Annotated in this window: 17 protein-coding genes; 12 read left to right on the top strand and 5 right to left on the bottom strand. The window is 45.7% G+C overall.

Annotated features, from left to right (window positions below):
* The first annotated feature begins 136 nt into the window (after positions 1-136).
* A complete protein-coding gene (locus tag ABQ275_RS01130; RefSeq protein ID WP_349316421.1) occupies positions 137-688 on the top strand; it encodes a YqgE/AlgH family protein in 552 nt (183 codons plus the stop codon).
* Positions 689-1,195: 507 nt separating this feature from the next.
* On the opposite strand, the gene atpC is transcribed toward ABQ275_RS01130, so the two are convergent.
* Both atpC and atpD read right to left on the bottom strand, forming a co-directional pair.
* Complete coding sequence (gene atpC / locus ABQ275_RS01125; protein WP_349316420.1) at positions 1,196-1,453, bottom strand: ATP synthase F1 subunit epsilon; 258 nt, start codon at positions 1,451-1,453, stop codon at positions 1,196-1,198.
* A 60-nt stretch (positions 1,454-1,513) separates the two neighbouring features.
* Positions 1,514-3,016, bottom strand: coding sequence for a F0F1 ATP synthase subunit beta (gene atpD, locus ABQ275_RS01120; protein ID WP_349316419.1), 1,503 nt, complete (start codon positions 3,014-3,016; stop codon positions 1,514-1,516).
* A 348-nt stretch (positions 3,017-3,364) separates the two neighbouring features.
* Here atpD and ABQ275_RS01115 point away from each other — a divergent pair, with 348 nt between their 5' ends.
* Positions 3,365-4,588 (top strand): metallophosphoesterase family protein, encoded by a 1,224-nt coding sequence (locus tag ABQ275_RS01115; RefSeq protein ID WP_349316418.1) that lies wholly within the window; start codon positions 3,365-3,367, stop codon positions 4,586-4,588.
* Positions 4,589-4,950: 362 nt separating this feature from the next.
* Positions 4,951-6,339: a DUF6600 domain-containing protein gene (locus ABQ275_RS01110; RefSeq protein WP_349316417.1), complete on the top strand. Its 1,389-nt coding sequence runs from the start codon at positions 4,951-4,953 to the stop codon at positions 6,337-6,339.
* Positions 6,340-6,393: 54 nt separating this feature from the next.
* Here ABQ275_RS01110 and ABQ275_RS01105 read toward each other — a convergent pair whose 3' ends face one another.
* Both ABQ275_RS01105 and ABQ275_RS01100 read right to left on the bottom strand, forming a co-directional pair.
* A complete protein-coding gene (locus ABQ275_RS01105; protein ID WP_349316416.1) occupies positions 6,394-6,906 on the bottom strand; it encodes a GNAT family N-acetyltransferase in 513 nt (170 codons plus the stop codon).
* 9 nt (positions 6,907-6,915) lie between these two features.
* A complete protein-coding gene (locus ABQ275_RS01100; protein WP_349316415.1) occupies positions 6,916-7,533 on the bottom strand; it encodes a hypothetical protein in 618 nt (205 codons plus the stop codon).
* A 63-nt stretch (positions 7,534-7,596) separates the two neighbouring features.
* On the opposite strand from ABQ275_RS01100, the gene ABQ275_RS01095 reads away from it, so the two are divergent.
* The 7 genes from ABQ275_RS01095 (at position 7,597) to ABQ275_RS01065 (ending at position 16,759) form a co-directional block, all read left to right on the top strand.
* A complete protein-coding gene (locus ABQ275_RS01095; protein ID WP_349316414.1) occupies positions 7,597-8,763 on the top strand; it encodes a hypothetical protein in 1,167 nt (388 codons plus the stop codon).
* A 165-nt stretch (positions 8,764-8,928) separates the two neighbouring features.
* Positions 8,929-11,043: a M48 family metallopeptidase gene (locus ABQ275_RS01090; protein WP_349316413.1), complete on the top strand. Its 2,115-nt coding sequence runs from the start codon at positions 8,929-8,931 to the stop codon at positions 11,041-11,043.
* Positions 11,044-11,134: 91 nt separating this feature from the next.
* Positions 11,135-13,060 (top strand): DNA polymerase III subunit gamma/tau, encoded by a 1,926-nt coding sequence (locus ABQ275_RS01085; RefSeq protein WP_349316412.1) that lies wholly within the window; start codon positions 11,135-11,137, stop codon positions 13,058-13,060.
* A gap of 118 nt (positions 13,061-13,178) precedes the next feature.
* On the top strand, positions 13,179-14,822 hold the full coding sequence (locus ABQ275_RS01080; RefSeq protein ID WP_349316411.1) for a pyruvate dehydrogenase complex dihydrolipoamide acetyltransferase: 1,644 nt from the start codon (positions 13,179-13,181) through the stop codon (positions 14,820-14,822).
* A gap of 292 nt (positions 14,823-15,114) precedes the next feature.
* Positions 15,115-15,621, top strand: coding sequence for a MarR family transcriptional regulator (locus ABQ275_RS01075; protein WP_349316410.1), 507 nt, complete (start codon positions 15,115-15,117; stop codon positions 15,619-15,621).
* Positions 15,622-15,694: 73 nt separating this feature from the next.
* Entirely contained in the window at positions 15,695-16,072 is a 378-nt protein-coding gene (locus ABQ275_RS01070) for a CoA-binding protein (protein ID WP_349316409.1), read from the top strand.
* 213 nt (positions 16,073-16,285) lie between these two features.
* Positions 16,286-16,759, top strand: a complete 474-nt coding sequence (locus ABQ275_RS01065) for a ribonuclease H-like YkuK family protein (protein ID WP_349316408.1) — start codon at positions 16,286-16,288, stop codon at positions 16,757-16,759.
* Positions 16,760-16,981: 222 nt separating this feature from the next.
* Here the strand turns inward: ABQ275_RS01065 and yihA are convergent, their stop codons facing one another.
* Positions 16,982-17,647 carry a ribosome biogenesis GTP-binding protein YihA/YsxC gene (gene yihA / locus ABQ275_RS01060; RefSeq protein ID WP_349316407.1) on the bottom strand — a complete coding sequence of 222 codons (666 nt, stop codon included), beginning with the start codon at positions 17,645-17,647 and terminating at the stop codon, positions 16,982-16,984.
* A 30-nt stretch (positions 17,648-17,677) separates the two neighbouring features.
* Between yihA and ubiE the strand changes: the two genes are divergently transcribed.
* Together ubiE and ABQ275_RS01050 are read left to right on the top strand one after the other, a co-directional pair.
* Positions 17,678-18,424, top strand: coding sequence for a bifunctional demethylmenaquinone methyltransferase/2-methoxy-6-polyprenyl-1,4-benzoquinol methylase UbiE (ubiE, locus tag ABQ275_RS01055; protein ID WP_349316406.1), 747 nt, complete (start codon positions 17,678-17,680; stop codon positions 18,422-18,424).
* Complete coding sequence (locus ABQ275_RS01050) at positions 18,397-19,098, top strand: porin family protein (RefSeq protein WP_349316405.1); 702 nt, start codon at positions 18,397-18,399, stop codon at positions 19,096-19,098. Before ubiE ends, ABQ275_RS01050 begins: the two co-directional genes overlap by 28 nt.
* Positions 19,099-19,117: the final 19 nt, after the last annotated feature.

The following is a 19,117-nucleotide window of genomic DNA, read 5'->3' as shown; positions in this document are numbered from 1 at the left end:
TAAGGAGGTTTTCTAGCCTCCTTTTTTTTATTTTCTTTTTTCCGGTTTTACCCACTTCTTCTTTTATTGTTTCCTTTCTTTCGTGCTTTGTATCAATCATTTAATTAAATTTGGTTAGCGATCAAATTGTATACATATGGTAACCTTGTCGCCCGGCGTTTTGCTGATAGCTGATCCATTTCTGAAAGATCCGAACTTTGCCCGTACAGTGATCCTGCTCTGTGAATACCAGGAGCAAGGCAGTTTTGGTTTCGTGATTAATAAACTCTTTGATCAGCACCTGGATTCATTGATCCCTGATGTGCTGATGAATAATATCCCCGTATTTTATGGTGGCCCTGTGCAGGTGGATACCATCCACTTTGTACACCAACAGCCTGAGCTGATAACAGGTGGTGTGGAGATAGTGCCCGGTGTATTCTGGGGCGGCAGGTTCGACAATGTAGTGGAGCTGCTGAACAAGGGGCTGCTGGACCTGAAAAAGATCAAGTTCTTTATTGGTTATTCGGGGTGGACAGGCGGACAGCTGGAGGAAGAGTTAAAAGGCAAATCCTGGATCACTTCCGGGAGTACCGCCGCCTTGATATTTGAACAGAAAGAACAACAAATATGGCAGCAATCCCTCAAAAACCTGGGCAGTAACTTTGCTCTGATGGCAAATTTTCCCATTGATCCTTCTCTCAACTAAATCCTAATATTCTGACAGCTAACCACATGCGGGCACAACCGTTTATGGGGGTAAAAATTGAATAAAATGAATGGCGTTTTTTAAAACAAATTAAATATCTTGCTAAAGTGTTTAGAGCGGGTAAACGATTTATACAGCCCATTTTTCAGGTAAACACAAAAACCGATAGCATACACCTATGAAGGCAAAACCTATGAAAATCATTTGCTCCTTCTATAGACAAACGCCAGATTTTACCTGATCAACAATTGATTATTATCGAGGCATCATTCATTAGGTAATATACAATAGCCATTGAAACGGCTATTCATGGATGTATATACATAACTACGGCCATCTTATCATGATGGCCGGACAGGGAATGTATTGTACAGAAATGAATAATAGCGGAAATCCCGGCAGGTAATCTTACGTGTTCCGGGTCTTCTAAGATTGGAATAGTTAGGACAAAACGAAGGCCGGGTAGTCTTACCCGGCCTGTCTTATTATTTTATACTGGTAGTATGTTTATTTTGCTACAGCCACAGCGCCTTCTACGAGCACGGTAGCCTTGTTGCGCAGTACCTCTACAAATCCGCCGCTGATAGTAAAAAACTCACTGTGGTTTTTATCTTTCAGCACTTTCATTTTACCATTTCCGAGGGCAGCAATTAATGGCGCATGTTTATCCAGTATTTCAAAAGAACCGTCAATGCCGGGCAATTGTACGCCGTACACTTCGCCTGCATATAATTTTCTTTCTGGTGTTAATACTTCTAATAGCATGTTATGATCGTAAATGGTGAATGGTGAATGATCCCGGCGTAACCGGGATCATTTACAAAATTAGTTATTCGCTGCTTCCAGTAATTTCTTACCTTTTTCAATAGCTGCTTCGATGTTACCTACGAGGTTGAAAGCTGCTTCAGGATACTCATCTACTTCACCGTCCATGATCATATTGAAACCACGGATAGTTTCTTCGATCGGAACCAGTACACCTTTCAGACCGGTAAACTGTTCTGCCACGTGGAATGGTTGTGACAGGAAACGTTGTACACGACGGGCACGGGATACAGTGAGTTTATCTTCGTCGCTCAATTCATCCAGACCGAGGATAGCGATGATATCCTGTAATTCCTTGTAGCGTTGCAGGATCATTTTCACACGCTGTGCACAGTTGTAGTGTGCTTCACCAACGATAGAAGGAGAAAGGATACGGGAAGTTGATTCCAGTGGGCTCACCGCAGGATAGATACCAAGATCGGAGATCTTACGATCCAGTACCGTAGTAGCATCCAGGTGGGAGAACGTAGTAGCCGGAGCCGGATCCGTCAAATCATCCGCAGGTACGTAAACCGCCTGTACGGAAGTGATGGAACCATTTTTAGTGGAAGTGATACGTTCCTGCATCAGTCCCATTTCAGTAGCCAGTGTAGGCTGATAACCCACCGCAGAAGGCATACGGCCTAACAGCGCGGATACTTCAGAACCTGCCTGGGTGAAACGGAAGATGTTATCTACGAAGAACAGGATATCACGACCACCACCTGCAGTACCATCTCCATCACGGAAATATTCTGCCAGTGTTAAACCAGACAAGGCTACACGCGCACGTGCTCCCGGTGGTTCGTTCATCTGACCAAACACAAACGTAGCCTGTGATTGTTTCAGTAATTCTTTATCCACAGCAGCAACATCCCAGCCACCGTGTTCCATTGATTCCATAAATTTATCACCGTATTTTACGATACCGGCTTCAATCATTTCACGCATCAGATCATTCCCTTCACGGGTACGCTCACCTACACCGGCGAATACGGACAAACCTTCGTAACCTTTTGCAATGTTGTTGATCAGCTCCTGGATCAATACGGTTTTACCTACACCCGCACCACCGAACAAACCGATCTTACCACCTTTTGCATAAGGCTCAATCAGGTCAATTACTTTGATACCGGTAAACAGTACTTCTGTATCAGTAGCCAGATCTTCGAATCTTGGCGGCTGACGGTGAATGGAATTACCATCGCTGGCGTCAACATCGCCCAAACCGTCAATAGCTTCACCTACCACATTAAACAAACGTCCCTTAACCTGGTCGCCTACCGGCATTTTAATCGGAGTGCCTTTATCTACTACAACCATTCCACGAACCATACCATCAGTGGAGTCCATTGCCACACAACGCACACTGTCTTCTCCCAGGTGTTGTTGTACTTCCAATATTACCTTCTGACCATTTTCGCGGGTAATTTCCAATGCGTTGTAGATTTCCGGCAATTTGCTATCAAAGTGCACGTCCACCACGGGACCGATAATCTGTTTGATCTTACCTGTGTTAGGCATATTTTTAAAGAGGTTTATAAAATACTAAAAAGTTACTTCCTCAAAAACCCATTTACATGTGTAAATAAGTTTCCAAAATTTGCCGCAAAGGTAATAGTTAATGGGTGAATATCAAAAAGCTATTCACGAAAAAAAACCTTTTTCTACCCCATTTTCCACTTGTTTTATCAATAACTCCTTTTTGTTTCCTTGCAATGCAAAGCGCAGCCTATCAAATTATTAATTTTTATTACTTATAACTATTTGCTAACGTATCCGCCAAAAAATTAGCCATTCATATAAAAATAATACGCTTTTCTTATTCTGTTGATTATTTTTAATAAATTATCATATATACAATAAAATAATATGAAAGAACGCAGTGAACTATCCCGCCGGTCATTCCTCGGCAACCTCTCAAAAGCCGGTTTACTCGGCGTAGCCGGCCTCTCCCCCTTTGCCGCCAAAGCAGCAAACTTATCCAGCACTCAACATACTGCCGACAATGAACACATTTTTTTATGCAAACCATATCTCCAATACCCGGGACCAGACACCATTTCCATCAGGTGGCTCACCGCCCGCCCCTGCTACAGCTGGGTGGAATATGGCACCGACGGCAAAACAGACCAGAAAGCCCAACGCGTCAGCTACGGCCTCGTGGAAGCCAATAACTGTCTTCATAGGATTGAACTGGACAACCTGCAACCCGGCAAAAAATACAGCTATAAAGTATACTCTAAAGACATTGTAGACTTTCAACCTTACAAGCTCACCTATGGCGCCACCATTGAAAGCGATATCTACACATTCACCGCACCGGACCCACAGGCAAAAGAAGTGTCCTGGCTCATGATCAATGATATTCATGACCGCCCGGAATCTATTCCCCACCTGATGGGACTGAACGGACAAGACCCGTACGATTTTGTTTTTTTTAACGGAGATGTATTTGACTACCAGTCAGACGAGAAACAAATAATCGACCACATGCTCACTCCCTGCGGCGAAACATTCTCTACTCATAAACCTTTCATGTATGTGCGTGGCAACCACGAAACCCGTGGTAAATATGCCCGCGAATGGCACCAGTATTTCGATAATCCCGGTCATTCAAATTACTTCTCTTTTACCTGGGGTCCCGTTCACGCAATAGTACTGGATACCGGAGAAGACAAGGAAGATACGCATCCCGTTTATGGCGGCATCGTAGATTTCGACGCCTACCGTGTACAACAGGCCAGGTGGCTGGAAAAAGAGCTGCAAAGTCAGGCTTATAAAAAAGCAAAACATAAAGTAGTCATGATGCACATCCCGCATTATCACGGCGGCGAATGGCATGGTACCGTTCATTGCCGCGACATGTTCGGCGGTCTTTTCAATAAACATAAAATTGATATCCTCATTTGCGGGCACACCCACAAATACGGTGTATATGCGCCCGTTCCTGGTCAACACGACTATCCGTTGATCATCGGCGGTGGCCCTAAAGATGATAAACGCACCCTGATCAAAATAAAAGCAGACCAGCACCAACTCGTACTCACCATGCTGAAAGATGACGGCACCAAAGTAGGAGAGTATAAAGTGTAAATTGACCTTTATGATGATATGATCTGAATAAAAGACAAAAAGCGAAAAACCCGTTTGGTATTTTACTAAACGGGTTTTTATTTTTCCACCGCTATTTCCGCCGGCCGTTTCTTAAAACGCCCTACCACAGGCAGTTACAGCGCACTAAATTAATTGGACCCATTTTTGCCATACATAGATTATAACGCTGATATACAGACAAAGCGTTATAAAAAATTTAACAATTTTCTTTAACATAATTTAAAAAAAACATTGCATTTAGACCGCGTTCCAATACCTCAGCAGGAAATACGAAAAAAGTAAGACATTACTCCACGAAGTCTAATAACAGCAAAACCAATCAAGACTAAAAAACAGGAGCTATGAACAGATTAATAAAACATACCGGATTATCTCTCGTCCTTGTATCCTTCTTTTTGGGCAGCTGCGCTTCTACCTATTCCACATACGGGCCAGCCCAACAGGTACAGATAGGCGCCTCCATTTCCTTTTATGATGAATTAAGTCCGTATGGCCGTTGGGTAAACTACCCCGGATATGACCAGGTATGGATACCAAATGCCGGCCGGGATTTCAGACCATATAATACAGATGGCCACTGGGTATATACAGACTATGGCTGGACCTGGATGTCCGACTATCCCTGGGGATGGGCAGCATTCCACTATGGCCGCTGGATGTTTGATGACTTCAATGGCTGGATGTGGATTCCCGGCAACGAATGGGGCCCTGCATGGGTGAACTGGAGAAGTGGTGGAGATTATTATGGATGGGCGCCAATGGGACCTAATATGTATGCAGGTGGCGGCTACTACAACGTACCATCAGCTTACTGGTCATTTGTACCAAGACAATATATCAACAGCCCGCGTATTCACAACTATTATGTGAATAACAGCCGGAATGTTACCATCATCAATAACACCACTATTATCAACAATACAAATGTATATAACAGGAACAGGGTTGTTACCGGTCCGAGTGCTACCGAAGTACAACGCTATGTGGGTTCTACGGTAAGACCAGTAAGGGTCAGCAACAGCGACAGACCAGGTACAGGACAGATCAATAATAATCAATTGCGGATCTACCGCCCTGATGCAGCCGCTATACAAAGAGGTCGTGTGGCAGACAGAAACCGGGTCACTACCCCGGCCAATAACACCAGACCGGTGAATACAGATAACAATAACAGGCCTTCCCGCGTGCAGCCTGCAGATAATAACAATAATAACAACGGCAGGGTTCAGCCATCAAGGAATGCAACCCAGCCCACAAATAATACCAATCCCGGCAACAGGACCACTCCACCGGTAAATAATAATAACACCCGGCCGTCAAGGGTTACCCCCCAACCGGCTAACAACCTGCAACAGCAGCAACAACAACAGCAACAGGTTCAAAGACAACAGCAGGTACAACAGCAACAACAACAAAGGGTACAAAGGGAGCAACAGCAACAACAGCAGCAGGTACAGAGACAACAACAACAGCAGCAACAGCAACAAAGGGTACAGCGGGAACAACAGCAACAACAACAGGTACAAAGACAACAGCAACAGCAGCAGCAACAACAACAAAGAGTACAACGGGAACAACAGCAACAGCAGCAACAGCAGAGAGCACAGCAACAACAACAGCAAAGGGCACAACAACAGCAGCAACAACAATCGCGTCCGCAGCGTGTAGCGCCCAGCAGAAGCGAAGGAAGTAGTAGTGAAGGATCATCCGGACGTGTAAAAAGAGACTAGACCACAGCTGAATATATACGCCTGATGACTGGCATAGGCCGGTCATCAGGCTTTTTATTTATTATAAACGTGTTTATATAATTGATCTTTAATCCGCAAAAAAGAAGCTTCATCTGAAGTGAAACCTTTCTGCATCAGGCGCAACTCCAGCGGCGGATAATTATCATGATACGGAGGTTGCTGGTATGCCTGTGAAAATACCTGGTACCCCAATCTTTCATAAAATGCAATACGACGTATAGCCTGCTCCGTTAGTGGAGGCTCCACTTCCAACACTATATTTCCAAACTTTGTACCCAGCTGCTGCATGATCTGACTACCTATACCTCCTCCCCGGGCATCGGGGTGGATGGCAAAATATTCAATGAACGTAAAATCCGGTAAAGTCCAGTAACATAAAAATCCTGCAAAAGCATGATCCCGGGAAATATGCAACAGGCTTAGTTTCCCCGATGCTATCAGCGCCAACAGGTTTTCCCAGTCTCTTCTCTCTTCATAAGGAAAAGCATCTTCATACAATTTTTTTACTGCCTCATCTGCAATAGTAATTGGTAGTAAGCTGATCATAGGGCAAAGCTACTGATTATTCCGGGGGGTGGGTACACACTCAAAAGGGTCGGGGTTATCCGCAGGAGCAGGCTTATTCACCGACCAGCAAAAATTCATAGGCTGGCTCGTAATACTGATCAGTTTCAGGTTTACTTTACTTCCTTTCCGGCTGTTGGACGCTGCAATGGTACGCGTGCCTTTCTCCGGAATATTGCTGAGTGTATATTGTTCTGTTTTAAACACCTCGTTATTGTTGCGCATGTACTGTACCATTACAACTACATTGTCCAGGGGATATTCCGTCTGGTTACGTACAGTAATACTGAGATCCTTGATCCCGCCCAGAAAACCGGTACGGTAATCACTGGTGCTCACAGCAATGAATTGTCGCCAGTTGCGGCGGTAATAGGCGCGTCTTTCGATAAACTGCCCCGCTACCCGCTGCTGTACATCCTGGCGGTCATTGATCTGTTGCGTCACAGCCCCGGATTGCTCCAGGCTTTTGCGGAGATCCCGGTTTTCATTCCATAGCCGTTGATTTTCCGACAATACACTACGTACCTGCTTTTGCTGCCGGCAGTAGCCCAATCCGAAAATAATAGTAAGGAGCAGTAATATAACGGGATAAATATAATTGCGCTTCATACCGTGTTCACAGAAAAAATAGTGCCAACGAGGGTTTTTATTACATTTGTACAAATGGTCCCAATGGAATTGATTTTAGTAAACAATGCGCAAACTGCGGTTCAGTTTGTGGATGTACATGTAATATTGAACAAAGATGTACCGGGATGGATAAGGCCGCTGGATAAGGATATCAACAATGTATTTGACCGGGAGAAGAATAAGGCTTTCCGTTTTGGGGAATGTGTAAGATGGATTCTGAAAGATGATCAGGGAAAACTGGCCGGCAGAATAGCCGCATTTGTAAATAAAAAATATAAAACCAAAGGAGATGAATGCCTGGTAGGCGGTGTAGGCTTCTTTGATTGTATCGATAACCAGGCAGCCGCGGATCTTTTATTCAATACCGCCAAACAATGGCTACAGGAAAAAGGAATGGGCGCCATGGATGGCCCTATCAATTTTGGTGAACGCAATAACTGGTGGGGACTATTGACAAAAGGTTTCCATGAACCGTTATATGGCATGAATTTCAATCCCCCTTATTATATCCGGTTGTTTGAAACCTATGGTTTCCAGTTATTCTTTAACCAGGTTTGTTACGGCATGAAGGTGAGTGATCAGCTGCTGCCTAAATTTTTTGAACGACATGATGCCATCAGCAGTGACCCTGCATTTTCCGCCAGGCATATCCGGAAAAATGAACTGGAAAAATTTGCGGAAGATTTCAGCATTGTATACAATAAAGCATGGGCGCAACATGCGGGGGGTAAGGAAATGAGTAAAGGTCAGGTGCTGGCGCTTTTCAAACAGATGAAGCCCCTCATGGATGAAAAGATTGCGTGGTTTGTGTATCACGATGGCAATCCGATAGCCATCTGGTTAAATCTGCCCGATCTGAATCAATACCTGAAACATATGAATGGCAAACTGGGACCGTTACAAAAACTGCTTTTTGCCTGGCTGAAATTAAGAGGCCACTGTAAAAAAATGGTAGGCATTATTTTCGGTATTGTACCCGAATTCCAGGGCAAAGGCATAGATGCTTATATGATTGTGGAAGGGGCAAAATTAATACAATCCAATGCCGCTCATTATACCGACTATGAAATGCAGTGGATCGGTGACTTTAATCCACGGATGCTGAATGTTGCGGAAGCACTGGGCGCTACGCCTACCCGGCAACTGACTACCTATCGTTATTTATTTGATCGTACCGTTCCCTACAAACGACATCCGATGCTGGCCTAAAAGAGGCTTGCAGGAGAACTGACGCAGCGCCGGTTTGCACGCCGGCAGCTGGGTGATGCTCATATAAATATCCGATGGGCTTTCTCCGGGGGAATTAATTTCTGAATATTCTATATATTTAAATCCCTTTTGCAATGGCCATCGTATTTAACCAGATATTATGTTATGACCAGCTTATATCCGGAGAGTCCGGGGAATCTATACCCTGTACTCCTGCAGCCCACGATGTTGTTTAAGCAACAGATAGTGAAAGTGATCAGTTATATAGTGCTCTTTTTTCTATTGTACGTGGTGTTGTTAATGACGACCGTAGCCCTGTCAATTGCTTGCCTGACAGGTGGCATTGTGCTGATCGGAATGCATCCGAAAGTGTACACCATCATCACCGGGCTTGGACTCGTGTTGCTGGGTGGGATGCTCTTGTTTTTCCTGGTCATCTTTCTTTTTAACAAACGCGCGCCTTCCCATCCTTATCGTACCCGCATCAATGCAGATAGCCATCCCCGGTTATTTAACTTTATTACCCAGCTGGTAAAAGAAACGCAGATCAGCTTTCCCAAAAAAATATTTGTGGTACCGGAGGTGAATACATCGGTATTTTACAACAGCAGTTTGCTGAGTTTATTCTGGCCCGGACGAAAGAACCTCGAAATAGGTCTGGGGCTTGTGAACAGTGTAAACATCAGTGAATTCAAAATGGTACTGGCACATGAGTTTGCGCACTTTTCCCGGCGCAGTATGAAGCTGGGCAGCTATGTGTATGCTTTGAATAAGGCATTATATAATATGCTGTATGAAAATGACCGGTGGAGTGATATCATCATCCGTTGGGGCAGTGGCGGCAGTTTGCTGGGATTTTTCGCACACATTACCACCTGGATCGTAAACGGTATCCGGTACCTGCTGAGAAAGCTCTACCAGCTTATCAACCGCCAATACCTGGAGTTAAGCAGGGAAATGGAATTACATGCCGATACCCTGGCTGTTTCGCTGGCGGGTACAAAAGCTGCCATCAGCAGCATGCGCAGAATGGAAATGGGTAGTTACTGCATGGATCATTGTATGCATAAATTACCGGAACTGGAAGACCATGCATTCCGTTTCCGTAATATTTTTAATGTACAGCGCGCATTGCTTCAATATTATGCCGGGCAGAATAATATGGTACTGGACCCACAGGGGCTGCCTGTTATCACAGACACCTACTTCCATACCTTTCTCAAAAGCCGGGTGCAACTCCGCGACCAGTGGACTTCCCACCCTACACGGGAAGACCGGGAGGAACACTACCAGCAGGCGAATGTATGCTGCAAACAGCTTACCGTGAGCGCATGGCTGTTGTTTAACGAGCCTGAAAACCTCCAGGAGCGTGTTACCTGCCAGGTGTATGATATGATATCCCCCGGCAGCCGGCCGTTTGAATGGCTGGCGCCCGACTCTTTTATCAAAGACCTGACCCAACAGCACCGGCTATACGAATACCCGCGGACATTTAATGATTACTATGATAATCGTTCCTTCCCGGTCATGAACGGGGCAATCAGCGGACTATTACAACCGGAAGAAGCTGGGGCGTGCAACCTGCAAAGCATTTATCACCCCGATATCGTGCGGCGTATGCGGCGTTTTTACCGCGACCGGCAGGATGTGGAAACGCTGCAGGCCATTGCGGTCGGACAGTTCCAGACCCGTTACTTTGAATTTGACGGACAGAAATATGTGCCCGGCCATGCGCTTCAACTGGCCCGCCAACTGGCAGCACAGGTGGAAGCAGAACAACAATGGCTTTTCGGACATGATCAGCTGGCCTTCTGCTATCATTACAGGAAAGCCCTGGAGATCAGCCCTGAAACGGCCGCCACCATGCAGGAAAAATATTGCCGCATCGTGCGGCACCAGGAATATTCCAACCGGCTCAATGACCAGGTGATCAGGGTCATTCATGGAATCAGCCAGCTGTTTGGTACCAGCCATACCACCATAGACCAGCTGCAACCCTGTTTTGATGAGCTCTCCGCCGAATGCTGGAATTTCCGCAAACTGTTGCACGAAATCACTTCCGATAAAATCTTTACCAGTGCTATTGCCAAAGAGATGAAAGAAAAGATCCGCAGGTTCCGGCAACAGGAGTGCATATTTATCCGGGACCACGTACCCGATTACGTGGCTATCCAGGAACTGCACGAAATCACGTCTTCCGTCATGGAACAGTACAATAACAACATTATATTATTAAAAAAATCATTTCTTGAGTTCATATTAACCTTTGAACCAAGGTGATAAACACCTGTCAAAGCAGCGCCGGTAGCACCTATTTTTCTCTTAGTGAATTTGTGCGTATTTTCGGCGCTCGCGAAAGCGTAGCAGTCATATGGAGAATTTTATCGTTTCAGCCCGTAAGTATCGTCCGCAGAACTTTTCAACTGTAGTAGGACAAGCACATATCACCACCACCCTTAAAAACGCCATCCGCAATAACCAGCTGGCACATGCCTTCCTGTTTTGTGGTCCGAGGGGAGTTGGAAAGACCACCTGTGCGCGTATCCTGGCGAAGACAATCAACTGCGAGAACCTGCAACCAGACGGGGAGGCATGTAATGAGTGTCATTCCTGCAAATCCTTTAATGAAGGCAGTTCCTTTAACATTCACGAGCTTGATGCCGCATCCAATAACTCCGTAGACGATATCCGTACCCTGGTGGAGCAGGTCCGCTTTTCTCCACAGGCCGGAAAATATAAGATCTATATTATAGATGAGGTACACATGCTGAGTTCCGCGGCATTCAATGCTTTTTTGAAAACCCTTGAAGAGCCGCCATCCTACGCGATCTTCATCCTGGCCACTACAGAAAAGCATAAAATCCTGCCTACGATCCTGAGCCGTTGCCAGATCTTTGATTTTAAACGGATCACCATCCAGGATACCGTAGACCATTTACAGGAGATCTGTGTCAAAGAAAAGATCCAGGCGGAGCCGGATGCCCTGCACCTGGTAGCGCAGAAAACGGATGGCTGTATGCGCGACTCCCTGAGTACACTGGATAAGATCGTCAGCTTTACCAGCGGGCATCTTACCTATCAGAATACGCTGGAACACCTGAACATCCTGGATTACGATTATTTTTTCCGGGTGATGGACAGCGTATTACAACAGGATGTAGCGACCACCCTGCTGATATTTGATGAAATTTTACAGAAAGGTTTTGAGGGAGATAATTTCCTGAACGGCCTGGCGGAGTTTTTACGAAACCTCCTGCTAAGCAAGGAAGATAAAGCACTGCACCTCGTAGAGGTATCAGGCAACCTGAAAGAACGTTACAAACAGTTGTCCGGAAAGATCAGTCCGGCCTACCTGATCACGGCCCTGCATCTCCTCAATGAAACGGAGATCAACTACCGCCTGGCACGCAACAAGCGGTTGCATGTGGAAATGTCACTGATCAAGCTCTGCTATCTTCAGCAGGCCATTTCACTGGTGACGGATGACAGCAATGGAGAAATATCCAAGAAAAAACTGGTAGCGGACGGTACACCGCCGCAAAAGCTGCGCGCACCAACAGCACAGCCTTTACCGGCTAAAGCACTGGCCGACAAACCAGCCACCAGCGCCAGTATTACAGCTGCCTCGCCGGAAACCGCCATACTAACGGTGGAAACCGCGCGTCCGGTGACCCCACCCGTTGAAAAACCCGCTGCAGTAGCGCCTGTACCGGCAACACCGCCAGTAGCTACTCCTGTAAGTCAGCCAGCCATGACAGCTACCGCTCCTGCTCCGGCGCCCGTGCAGCCAGCCGTACCTCCTGCTCCAACCGCCAAAACAACCGGCTCCAGCACAGCTACGAGTAAGCTAACCGGCCTCGCAGCCATGAAAGAGGCGATGGCAGCCAAACACCAGGATATTACGGTAGTACAGAGCATTCCCCTTACGATGGGCGCGGTGCATGTATATTGGGAGGAATTTATTGACCGGTTCAGACAAGCCAATAAAATGACGGTGGTGAGTAACCTCCAACTGGCCTTGCTGAAATTGCTGGGACCCGGGGAGATAGGCATCGTAAGCCGTAACATTGTGCAGTACCGCTTTATGGAAGAGGAAAAGCTGGAAATATCTGATTTCTTCAAGCAGAAATTCAACAGTCCGATGCTCATCCTCACCCTACAGCTGGATGAAAGTCAGCAGACACAGGATATAGGCCCGGCACCACTTTCCAGCAGGGAGCAGTTCCAGCAGATGTCGGAAAAATATCCACTGGTAAAAGAGCTGAAAGACAGGCTTAATATGGAACTGGATTTTTGATCCAAATTCCGCTTATTGAATATTAACTATCATTAGACATTTTTAAACAGTTTGCCATTCCTTCTTTGCGTTTTTGCGCAAAAACATGTAGGTTTGAGCAAAATTTCGAATAAACACTATGGCAGAAGTTATCAGAATGCCCCTCTTGAGTGATACGATGACGGAAGGGGTGATTGCGGCATGGCATAAAAAGGTGGGCGATAAAGTAAAAGCAGACGATGTGATTGCTGAAGTGGAGACCGATAAAGCAACAATGGAAGTGATGGGGTATGTGGAAGGAACCTTGTTGTACATTGGCGTGGAAAAAGGAAAAGCAGCTAAGATTAATGAAATAATTGCCATTGTAGGCAAACCGGGAGAGGACTATAAACCTTTACTGGAAAGCTCCGCCAGCGCACCTGCTGCTGCGGCGGCTACTCCTGCCCAACCAGCAGCTGCAGCACCGGCGCCAGCGCCACAAGCTGCTCCCGCTGCTGATGATGCTGCATTGAAAGAAGCACTGAAAAATGCAACTGTTATCCGGATGCCGCTCCTGAGCGATACCATGACAGAAGGAAAAATAGTTGCCTGGAATAAAAAAGTAGGCGATGTAGTGAAGAATGATGATGTACTGGCTGAAGTGGAAACGGATAAAGCAACCATGGAAGTAATGGGCTATGCCGACGGTACTTTATTATATGTAGGCGTGAAAGAAGGCGAAGCTGCCAAAATAAATGGTATCATCGCTATAGTAGGCAAACCAGGCACCAGTATAGATGCTATCCTGGCTGCTGAAAACGCGGCCCCTGCTGCGAAAGCAACAGAAGGCGCTGCTGCTCCTGCCGCCACTCCCGCTGCTGATGCGGCACCCGCTGCCACAACAGCAACCGCCAATACTACTGATGGTCGTGTGAAAGCTTCTCCCCTGGCTAAAAAGCTGGCGGCAGAAAAAGGCATCGACATTCAGCAGGTAGCTGGTTCCGGTGATAATGGCCGCATCGTGAAAAAAGATGTGGATAATTTCGTTCCTGCTGCCGCTGCGGCACCTGCTGCTGCTCAAACCGGCGCTGCAACTGCACCCGCTTTTGTACCAGCCGGACAGGAAGGTTATACCGATACACCGCTTACCAAAATGCGCCAGGTTATTGCCAAACGCCTGAGCGAAAGCAAGTTTACAGCTCCTCACTTCTACCTGAAAATAGAAGTGAATATGGATAAAGCCATGGATGCCCGCAAGGCCATCAACGAAATCTCTCCCGTGAAGATTTCCTTCAATGACATGGTGATCAAAGCTTCTGCACTGGCATTGCGCCAGCATCCTGATGTCAACAGCAGCTGGATGGGAGACTTTATCCGTCATAACCAACATATTCATATCGGTTCCGCAGTAGCTATCGAAGATGGCCTGATTGTTCCGGTAATCCGTTTTGCTGATCAGAAAACACTGAGCCAGATAGCTGGTGAAGCAAAAGGACTATACGACAAAGCCAAAAACAAAAAACTGCAACCACCCGATTTCTCCGGAAATACCTTTACCATCTCCAACCTGGGGATGCTGGGTATCGAAGAGTTCACTGCTATCATCAACCCGCCGGATTCTGCTATCCTGGCTGTAGGTGGTATCAAGGAAACAGCCATCGTGGAAAAAGGCCAGGTGAAAATAGCCAACATCATGAAGCTCACCCTGAGCTGCGACCACAGAAGTGTGGACGGAGCCGTAGGCGCACGTTTCCTCGCAACCCTGAAAGGGTACCTGGAAAATCCGGTGACAATGCTGGTATAGACCAGGATTAAAGGATTATAAGATTTATCGGATGGGTGTTTTGTTGTTTAATTAGAATTGTATAAAAATTTGTATAGAAAGAAGTCCTGCCTTAACAAGCAGGACTTCTTTTTTTATTATGCTGTCTAGTCCTGAAATAGCGATACAGGATTTAGGTTTAAAAATTCTTTTAAAAAAAATCAAACAACAAAACACCCATCCGATAAATCTTATAATCCTTTAATCCTGGTCCTTTCATTATCTTTTGAAAGTTCAAAAACTTGGTATACATTTGAACTGAAAATAGCATCATATGAATTTAGTAGAAGCAAAAGCGCAGTTTATCCAAACCTGGGGATCACTGGGGGCTCAATGGGGTATTAACCGTACCATGGCTCAGATCCACGCGTTATTGCTGGTGATGCCTGATCCGTTGAGTGCTGATAATATCATGGCCGAACTGAATATCTCCCGGGGAAATACCAACATGAATGTGCGGGAGCTGATCAACTGGGGACTCGTAGAACGGGTACTTATTCCCGGTGAAAGAAAAGAGTTTTTTATTGCAGAAAAAGATATCTGGAAAGTAGCTACCTACATTGCCCGGGAAAGAAAGAAAAGGGAACTGGACCCTATCATGAAAGTACTGCTGCAACTACAACAGGCAGAAGGCGACCCGAAAGACAGGGAACTGAAATCCTTCAAAGATTCCATCTCCAACATCAACAAGTTTGCACAACAAACCGATAAAACCATTAGTGCTTTTATTAAATCAGAAGAGAACTGGTTTTACAGCAGCTTGCTGAAACTCATCAAATAAATCTTTTATCATTCTATTTCAAACATGACTGCACCGTGCTTATCACTTGTGCCGGATTTCGTAATTTTGGAAGATGGAAACCACCAATGACAAAAAGCTCACCGTGGTATTAGGTGCTTCACCTAACCCGGCAAGATACAGCAACATGGCCGTAACAAGGCTCACCGCCAAAGGACACCCGGTAGTAGCTATCGGCAAACGCGCTGCCAGCATCGGCGATACGCCGGTGATCACGGAACATCCGGCACTGGAAAACGTAGATACCGTTACCCTTTACCTGAATCCTGTATTGCAGCAGGAGTATTACGATTATATCCTTCAGCTGCATCCCCGCCGCATAATCTTCAATCCCGGAACGGAAAATGAAGAACTGGCAGCAATGGCCACGCAGCATAATATTCAGCCGGTAGAAGCCTGTACGCTGGTAATGCTGAGCACAGGACAGTTCTAGCTGATCATCTCTCTCAAAAAAATTAATTAAATTATAATAAAAGCTGTTAGTTATGGCTAACAGCTTTTTCGTATATTCGAAGAATACATACCCGTTGTTCTTACCCAATGGATCCATTCCATTTTGTTGATCCGTAACTAGCTTGGCATTACTTCATTCGGCTGGCAATATCATCTGACGCATTCGCATGTTCACTATTTAATTATGCTCTTTATGCAATGGAGAAGATTTAATGGAGAGGCCATCCACCTTCCGGTCAAGGAAGAAGTGCGACAAGCCATTATTCGCGAAACAGGCCTGGGCTATCGCCTGAAAGTGTGCATTGGCACCGATTCCCAGGTAAAGGGAGTGGATACTGAATTTGCTACAGTAATCGTTTTCCTGCGGGAAGGTCACGGCGGATTTATGTTTATCCACAATGAAAAAACCAAAGACTGCTATTCCATCAAAGAACGTATGCTGGTGGAAGTAGCCAAGAGTATTGAAATTGCGTATGAACTGTGTGACCTGTTTACCGAATACGATGTAGACATGGAAGTACACGCAGATATCAATACGAATCCGCAATTCAAAAGTAACCTGGCCCTGCGTGAAGCCATGGGTTACATCCTCGGTATGGGCTTCGCTTTCAAAGCCAAACCCGAAGCTTTTGCCAGTAGCAGCTGCGCTGATAAGGTGGTAAATTAAACCAGCCGAACGCACCTGTAATATTGTACCTCTCTTTACTTTTATGATGTGATTTCTCACGTCAGGTGATTCCCTCTCCCCTATCCGGCCTCCTTTCTAGCTATTCCTGTAACATTTCCTTTTCTCCTTACACTTTATATACGGTTTGTACTTTATGCCAATAAAAAAGGTCTAACGTGTATGTGTACACGTTAGACCTTTTTATATAGACGGAACCCTTACTCAGGCAATGGCCCTGAACTGTGCATTCAGTTCATCAATATAAGTGAGGATGGCATCTCTGCCGGTTTTCTTTACGGTAGAAGTAACGAAATTAGGTGGCAGGAACTGCCAGGTTTCGCGCATCTTGTTTAAGAAAGTTTTTACGTTGCGGCTTACTTCTGCCTGCGTGCTTTTATCGGCTTTTGTAAATACCAGGCTGAAAGGAATATTCCAGGCACCCAGCTGGTTCACAAACTCCAGATCTATTTTCTGCGGGGCATGACGACTGTCGATGAGCACAAAAACACTGACCAGGTTGGGACGTTTGCGCAGGTAGTTTTCGATCATTTGTTCCCATTGCCGGCGCTGAGACAAACTTCTTTTAGCAAATCCGTAGCCGGGCAGATCTACCAGGTACCACAACTGGTTTATAACAAAATGGTTTATCAGCTGCGTTTTACCGGGTGTTCCGGACGTTTTAGCCAGTTTCTCGTTGTTAGCCAATATATTGATCAGCGAAGACTTCCCTACGTTGGAACGGCCTATAAAGGCATATTCCGGCATATTGGGGGTGGGACATTTCTCCCAATCCGGGCTGCTGATAAGATATTCTGCTGACTTAATAATCATAATGATATTACTTTGTTCCATTAAAAATCCCGCTTCTCCTGATTTGCTGTCCGCCATATGCCTACATTTTCTTTAACTTTGCGGCCTATGTCAGAAAATGCAAATGTTCAGAAGATCGTTCCCTTTGAAGGGTCAAAATTAAGCAAGAAGGAGCAGATAGCATCCATGTTTGATGATATTGCTTTCCGTTACGACTTTCTTAACCATTTTATGTCGCTCGGAATCGACGTTATCTGGCGTAAAAAGGCGCTTTCCTATTTAAAGTCCCTTCAGCCCAAACAGATGCTGGATGTGGCTACCGGCACCGGCGACTTCGCCATCATGGCCGAAAAGCGCCTCCGTCCTGACAGCATTGTGGGCATCGATATATCTGAAGGAATGCTTTCCCATGGCCGCGAAAAGATCAAAAAACTGGGGCTGGACAACAAAATTACCCTGCAACTGGGCGATAGCGAAACAATAAGTTTTCCGGAACAGACGTTTGATGCCATAACAGTAGCCTTTGGTGTGCGCAATTTTGAGAATCTGGAAAAAGGGCTGTCTGAAATGAGGCGGGTACTGAAACCGGCGGGCAAATTGGTGATCCTTGAATTTTCCAATCCAACAGTTTTCCCCATTAAACAATTATATAATTTGTATTTTCGTTATATCACGCCCCTGATCGGGAAATGGATCGCCAAAAGTGAAGCTGCTTACAGTTATCTGCCGGAATCAGTGAAAGCATTTCCGCAGGGTGAAGCGATGAAAACAATATTAATTAACACAGGTTTCCAGGCCGTTACATGCAAAACGCTATCCTTCGGCATATGTTCCATCTACTGCGCTACGCGCTGATATTCCTGTTAGCAACGATTGTGCTGCCGGCAAAAGCACAATCAAACCTGAATATGGAGGAACACGATGCAAAGCCCTACTACTTTGGAATTACACTGGCTGCCAACCAGTCCTATTTCAAACTTACGCACAGCACGGCCTTCCTGGCTGATGACTCCATTATGGTGGCCGAGCCCCTGAAAACAATGGGCTTCAACCTGGGATTACTGGCCAATGCACGCCTGAGCGAGCATTTTGACCTGCGTTTTAATCCGCAGCTCTTCTTCGCTTCCAAAAACCTCTACTACCGCGATACCTATCCCAAACCACAGGATACCGAGAAAAAGATTGAATCCATCCTGCTGAGCTTCCCGCTACAAGTAAAGTTTAAGTCAGACCGCATCAACAACATGCGCGTATATGTGATCGGTGGCCTGAAATATGACTACGATCTGGCCTCCAATGCACGCGCACGCAGAGCAGAGGACCTCATCAAGATCAAAAAAAGCGACTACGGCTATGAAGCCGGCGCCGGCTTTGAATTTTACTTCGAAAGCTTCATCTTTTCGCCTGAGTTCAAGATCAGCAACGGTCTTGGCAATGTACTCGTGAAAGATCCTCACCTTCGCTATGCAAATGTTATCGAAAAGCTGCAATCAAGAATGATCGTGTTTTCGATTCACCTTGAAGGGTAAATCGGAATTATCTATTTTT

Origin of the sequence: Chitinophaga sp. MM2321 (genome assembly GCF_964033635.1) — a bacterium.
In the GTDB taxonomy this organism is placed as follows: Bacteria; Bacteroidota; Bacteroidia; order Chitinophagales; family Chitinophagaceae; genus Chitinophaga.
The sequence above is the reverse complement of the archived record's forward strand: the minus strand, read 5'-3'. Positions and strand labels throughout refer to the sequence as shown.

Coding starts and splice junctions, on each gene's coding strand:
- ABQ275_RS01130 (WP_349316421.1), top strand. CDS start 137: ATGGTAACCTTGTCGCCCGGCGTTTTGCTGATAGCTGATCCATTTCTG.
- atpC (WP_349316420.1), bottom strand. CDS start 1,453: ATGCTATTAGAAGTATTAACACCAGAAAGAAAATTATATGCAGGCGAA.
- atpD (WP_349316419.1), bottom strand. CDS start 3,016: ATGCCTAACACAGGTAAGATCAAACAGATTATCGGTCCCGTGGTGGAC.
- ABQ275_RS01115 (WP_349316418.1), top strand. CDS start 3,365: ATGAAAGAACGCAGTGAACTATCCCGCCGGTCATTCCTCGGCAACCTC.
- ABQ275_RS01110 (WP_349316417.1), top strand. CDS start 4,951: ATGAACAGATTAATAAAACATACCGGATTATCTCTCGTCCTTGTATCC.
- ABQ275_RS01105 (WP_349316416.1), bottom strand. CDS start 6,906: ATGATCAGCTTACTACCAATTACTATTGCAGATGAGGCAGTAAAAAAA.
- ABQ275_RS01100 (WP_349316415.1), bottom strand. CDS start 7,533: ATGAAGCGCAATTATATTTATCCCGTTATATTACTGCTCCTTACTATT.
- ABQ275_RS01095 (WP_349316414.1), top strand. CDS start 7,597: ATGGAATTGATTTTAGTAAACAATGCGCAAACTGCGGTTCAGTTTGTG.
- ABQ275_RS01090 (WP_349316413.1), top strand. CDS start 8,929: ATGACCAGCTTATATCCGGAGAGTCCGGGGAATCTATACCCTGTACTC.
- ABQ275_RS01085 (WP_349316412.1), top strand. CDS start 11,135: ATGGAGAATTTTATCGTTTCAGCCCGTAAGTATCGTCCGCAGAACTTT.
- ABQ275_RS01080 (WP_349316411.1), top strand. CDS start 13,179: ATGGCAGAAGTTATCAGAATGCCCCTCTTGAGTGATACGATGACGGAA.
- ABQ275_RS01075 (WP_349316410.1), top strand. CDS start 15,115: ATGAATTTAGTAGAAGCAAAAGCGCAGTTTATCCAAACCTGGGGATCA.
- ABQ275_RS01070 (WP_349316409.1), top strand. CDS start 15,695: ATGGAAACCACCAATGACAAAAAGCTCACCGTGGTATTAGGTGCTTCA.
- ABQ275_RS01065 (WP_349316408.1), top strand. CDS start 16,286: ATGCAATGGAGAAGATTTAATGGAGAGGCCATCCACCTTCCGGTCAAG.
- yihA (WP_349316407.1), bottom strand. CDS start 17,647: ATGGCGGACAGCAAATCAGGAGAAGCGGGATTTTTAATGGAACAAAGT.
- ubiE (WP_349316406.1), top strand. CDS start 17,678: ATGTCAGAAAATGCAAATGTTCAGAAGATCGTTCCCTTTGAAGGGTCA.
- ABQ275_RS01050 (WP_349316405.1), top strand. CDS start 18,397: ATGTTCCATCTACTGCGCTACGCGCTGATATTCCTGTTAGCAACGATT.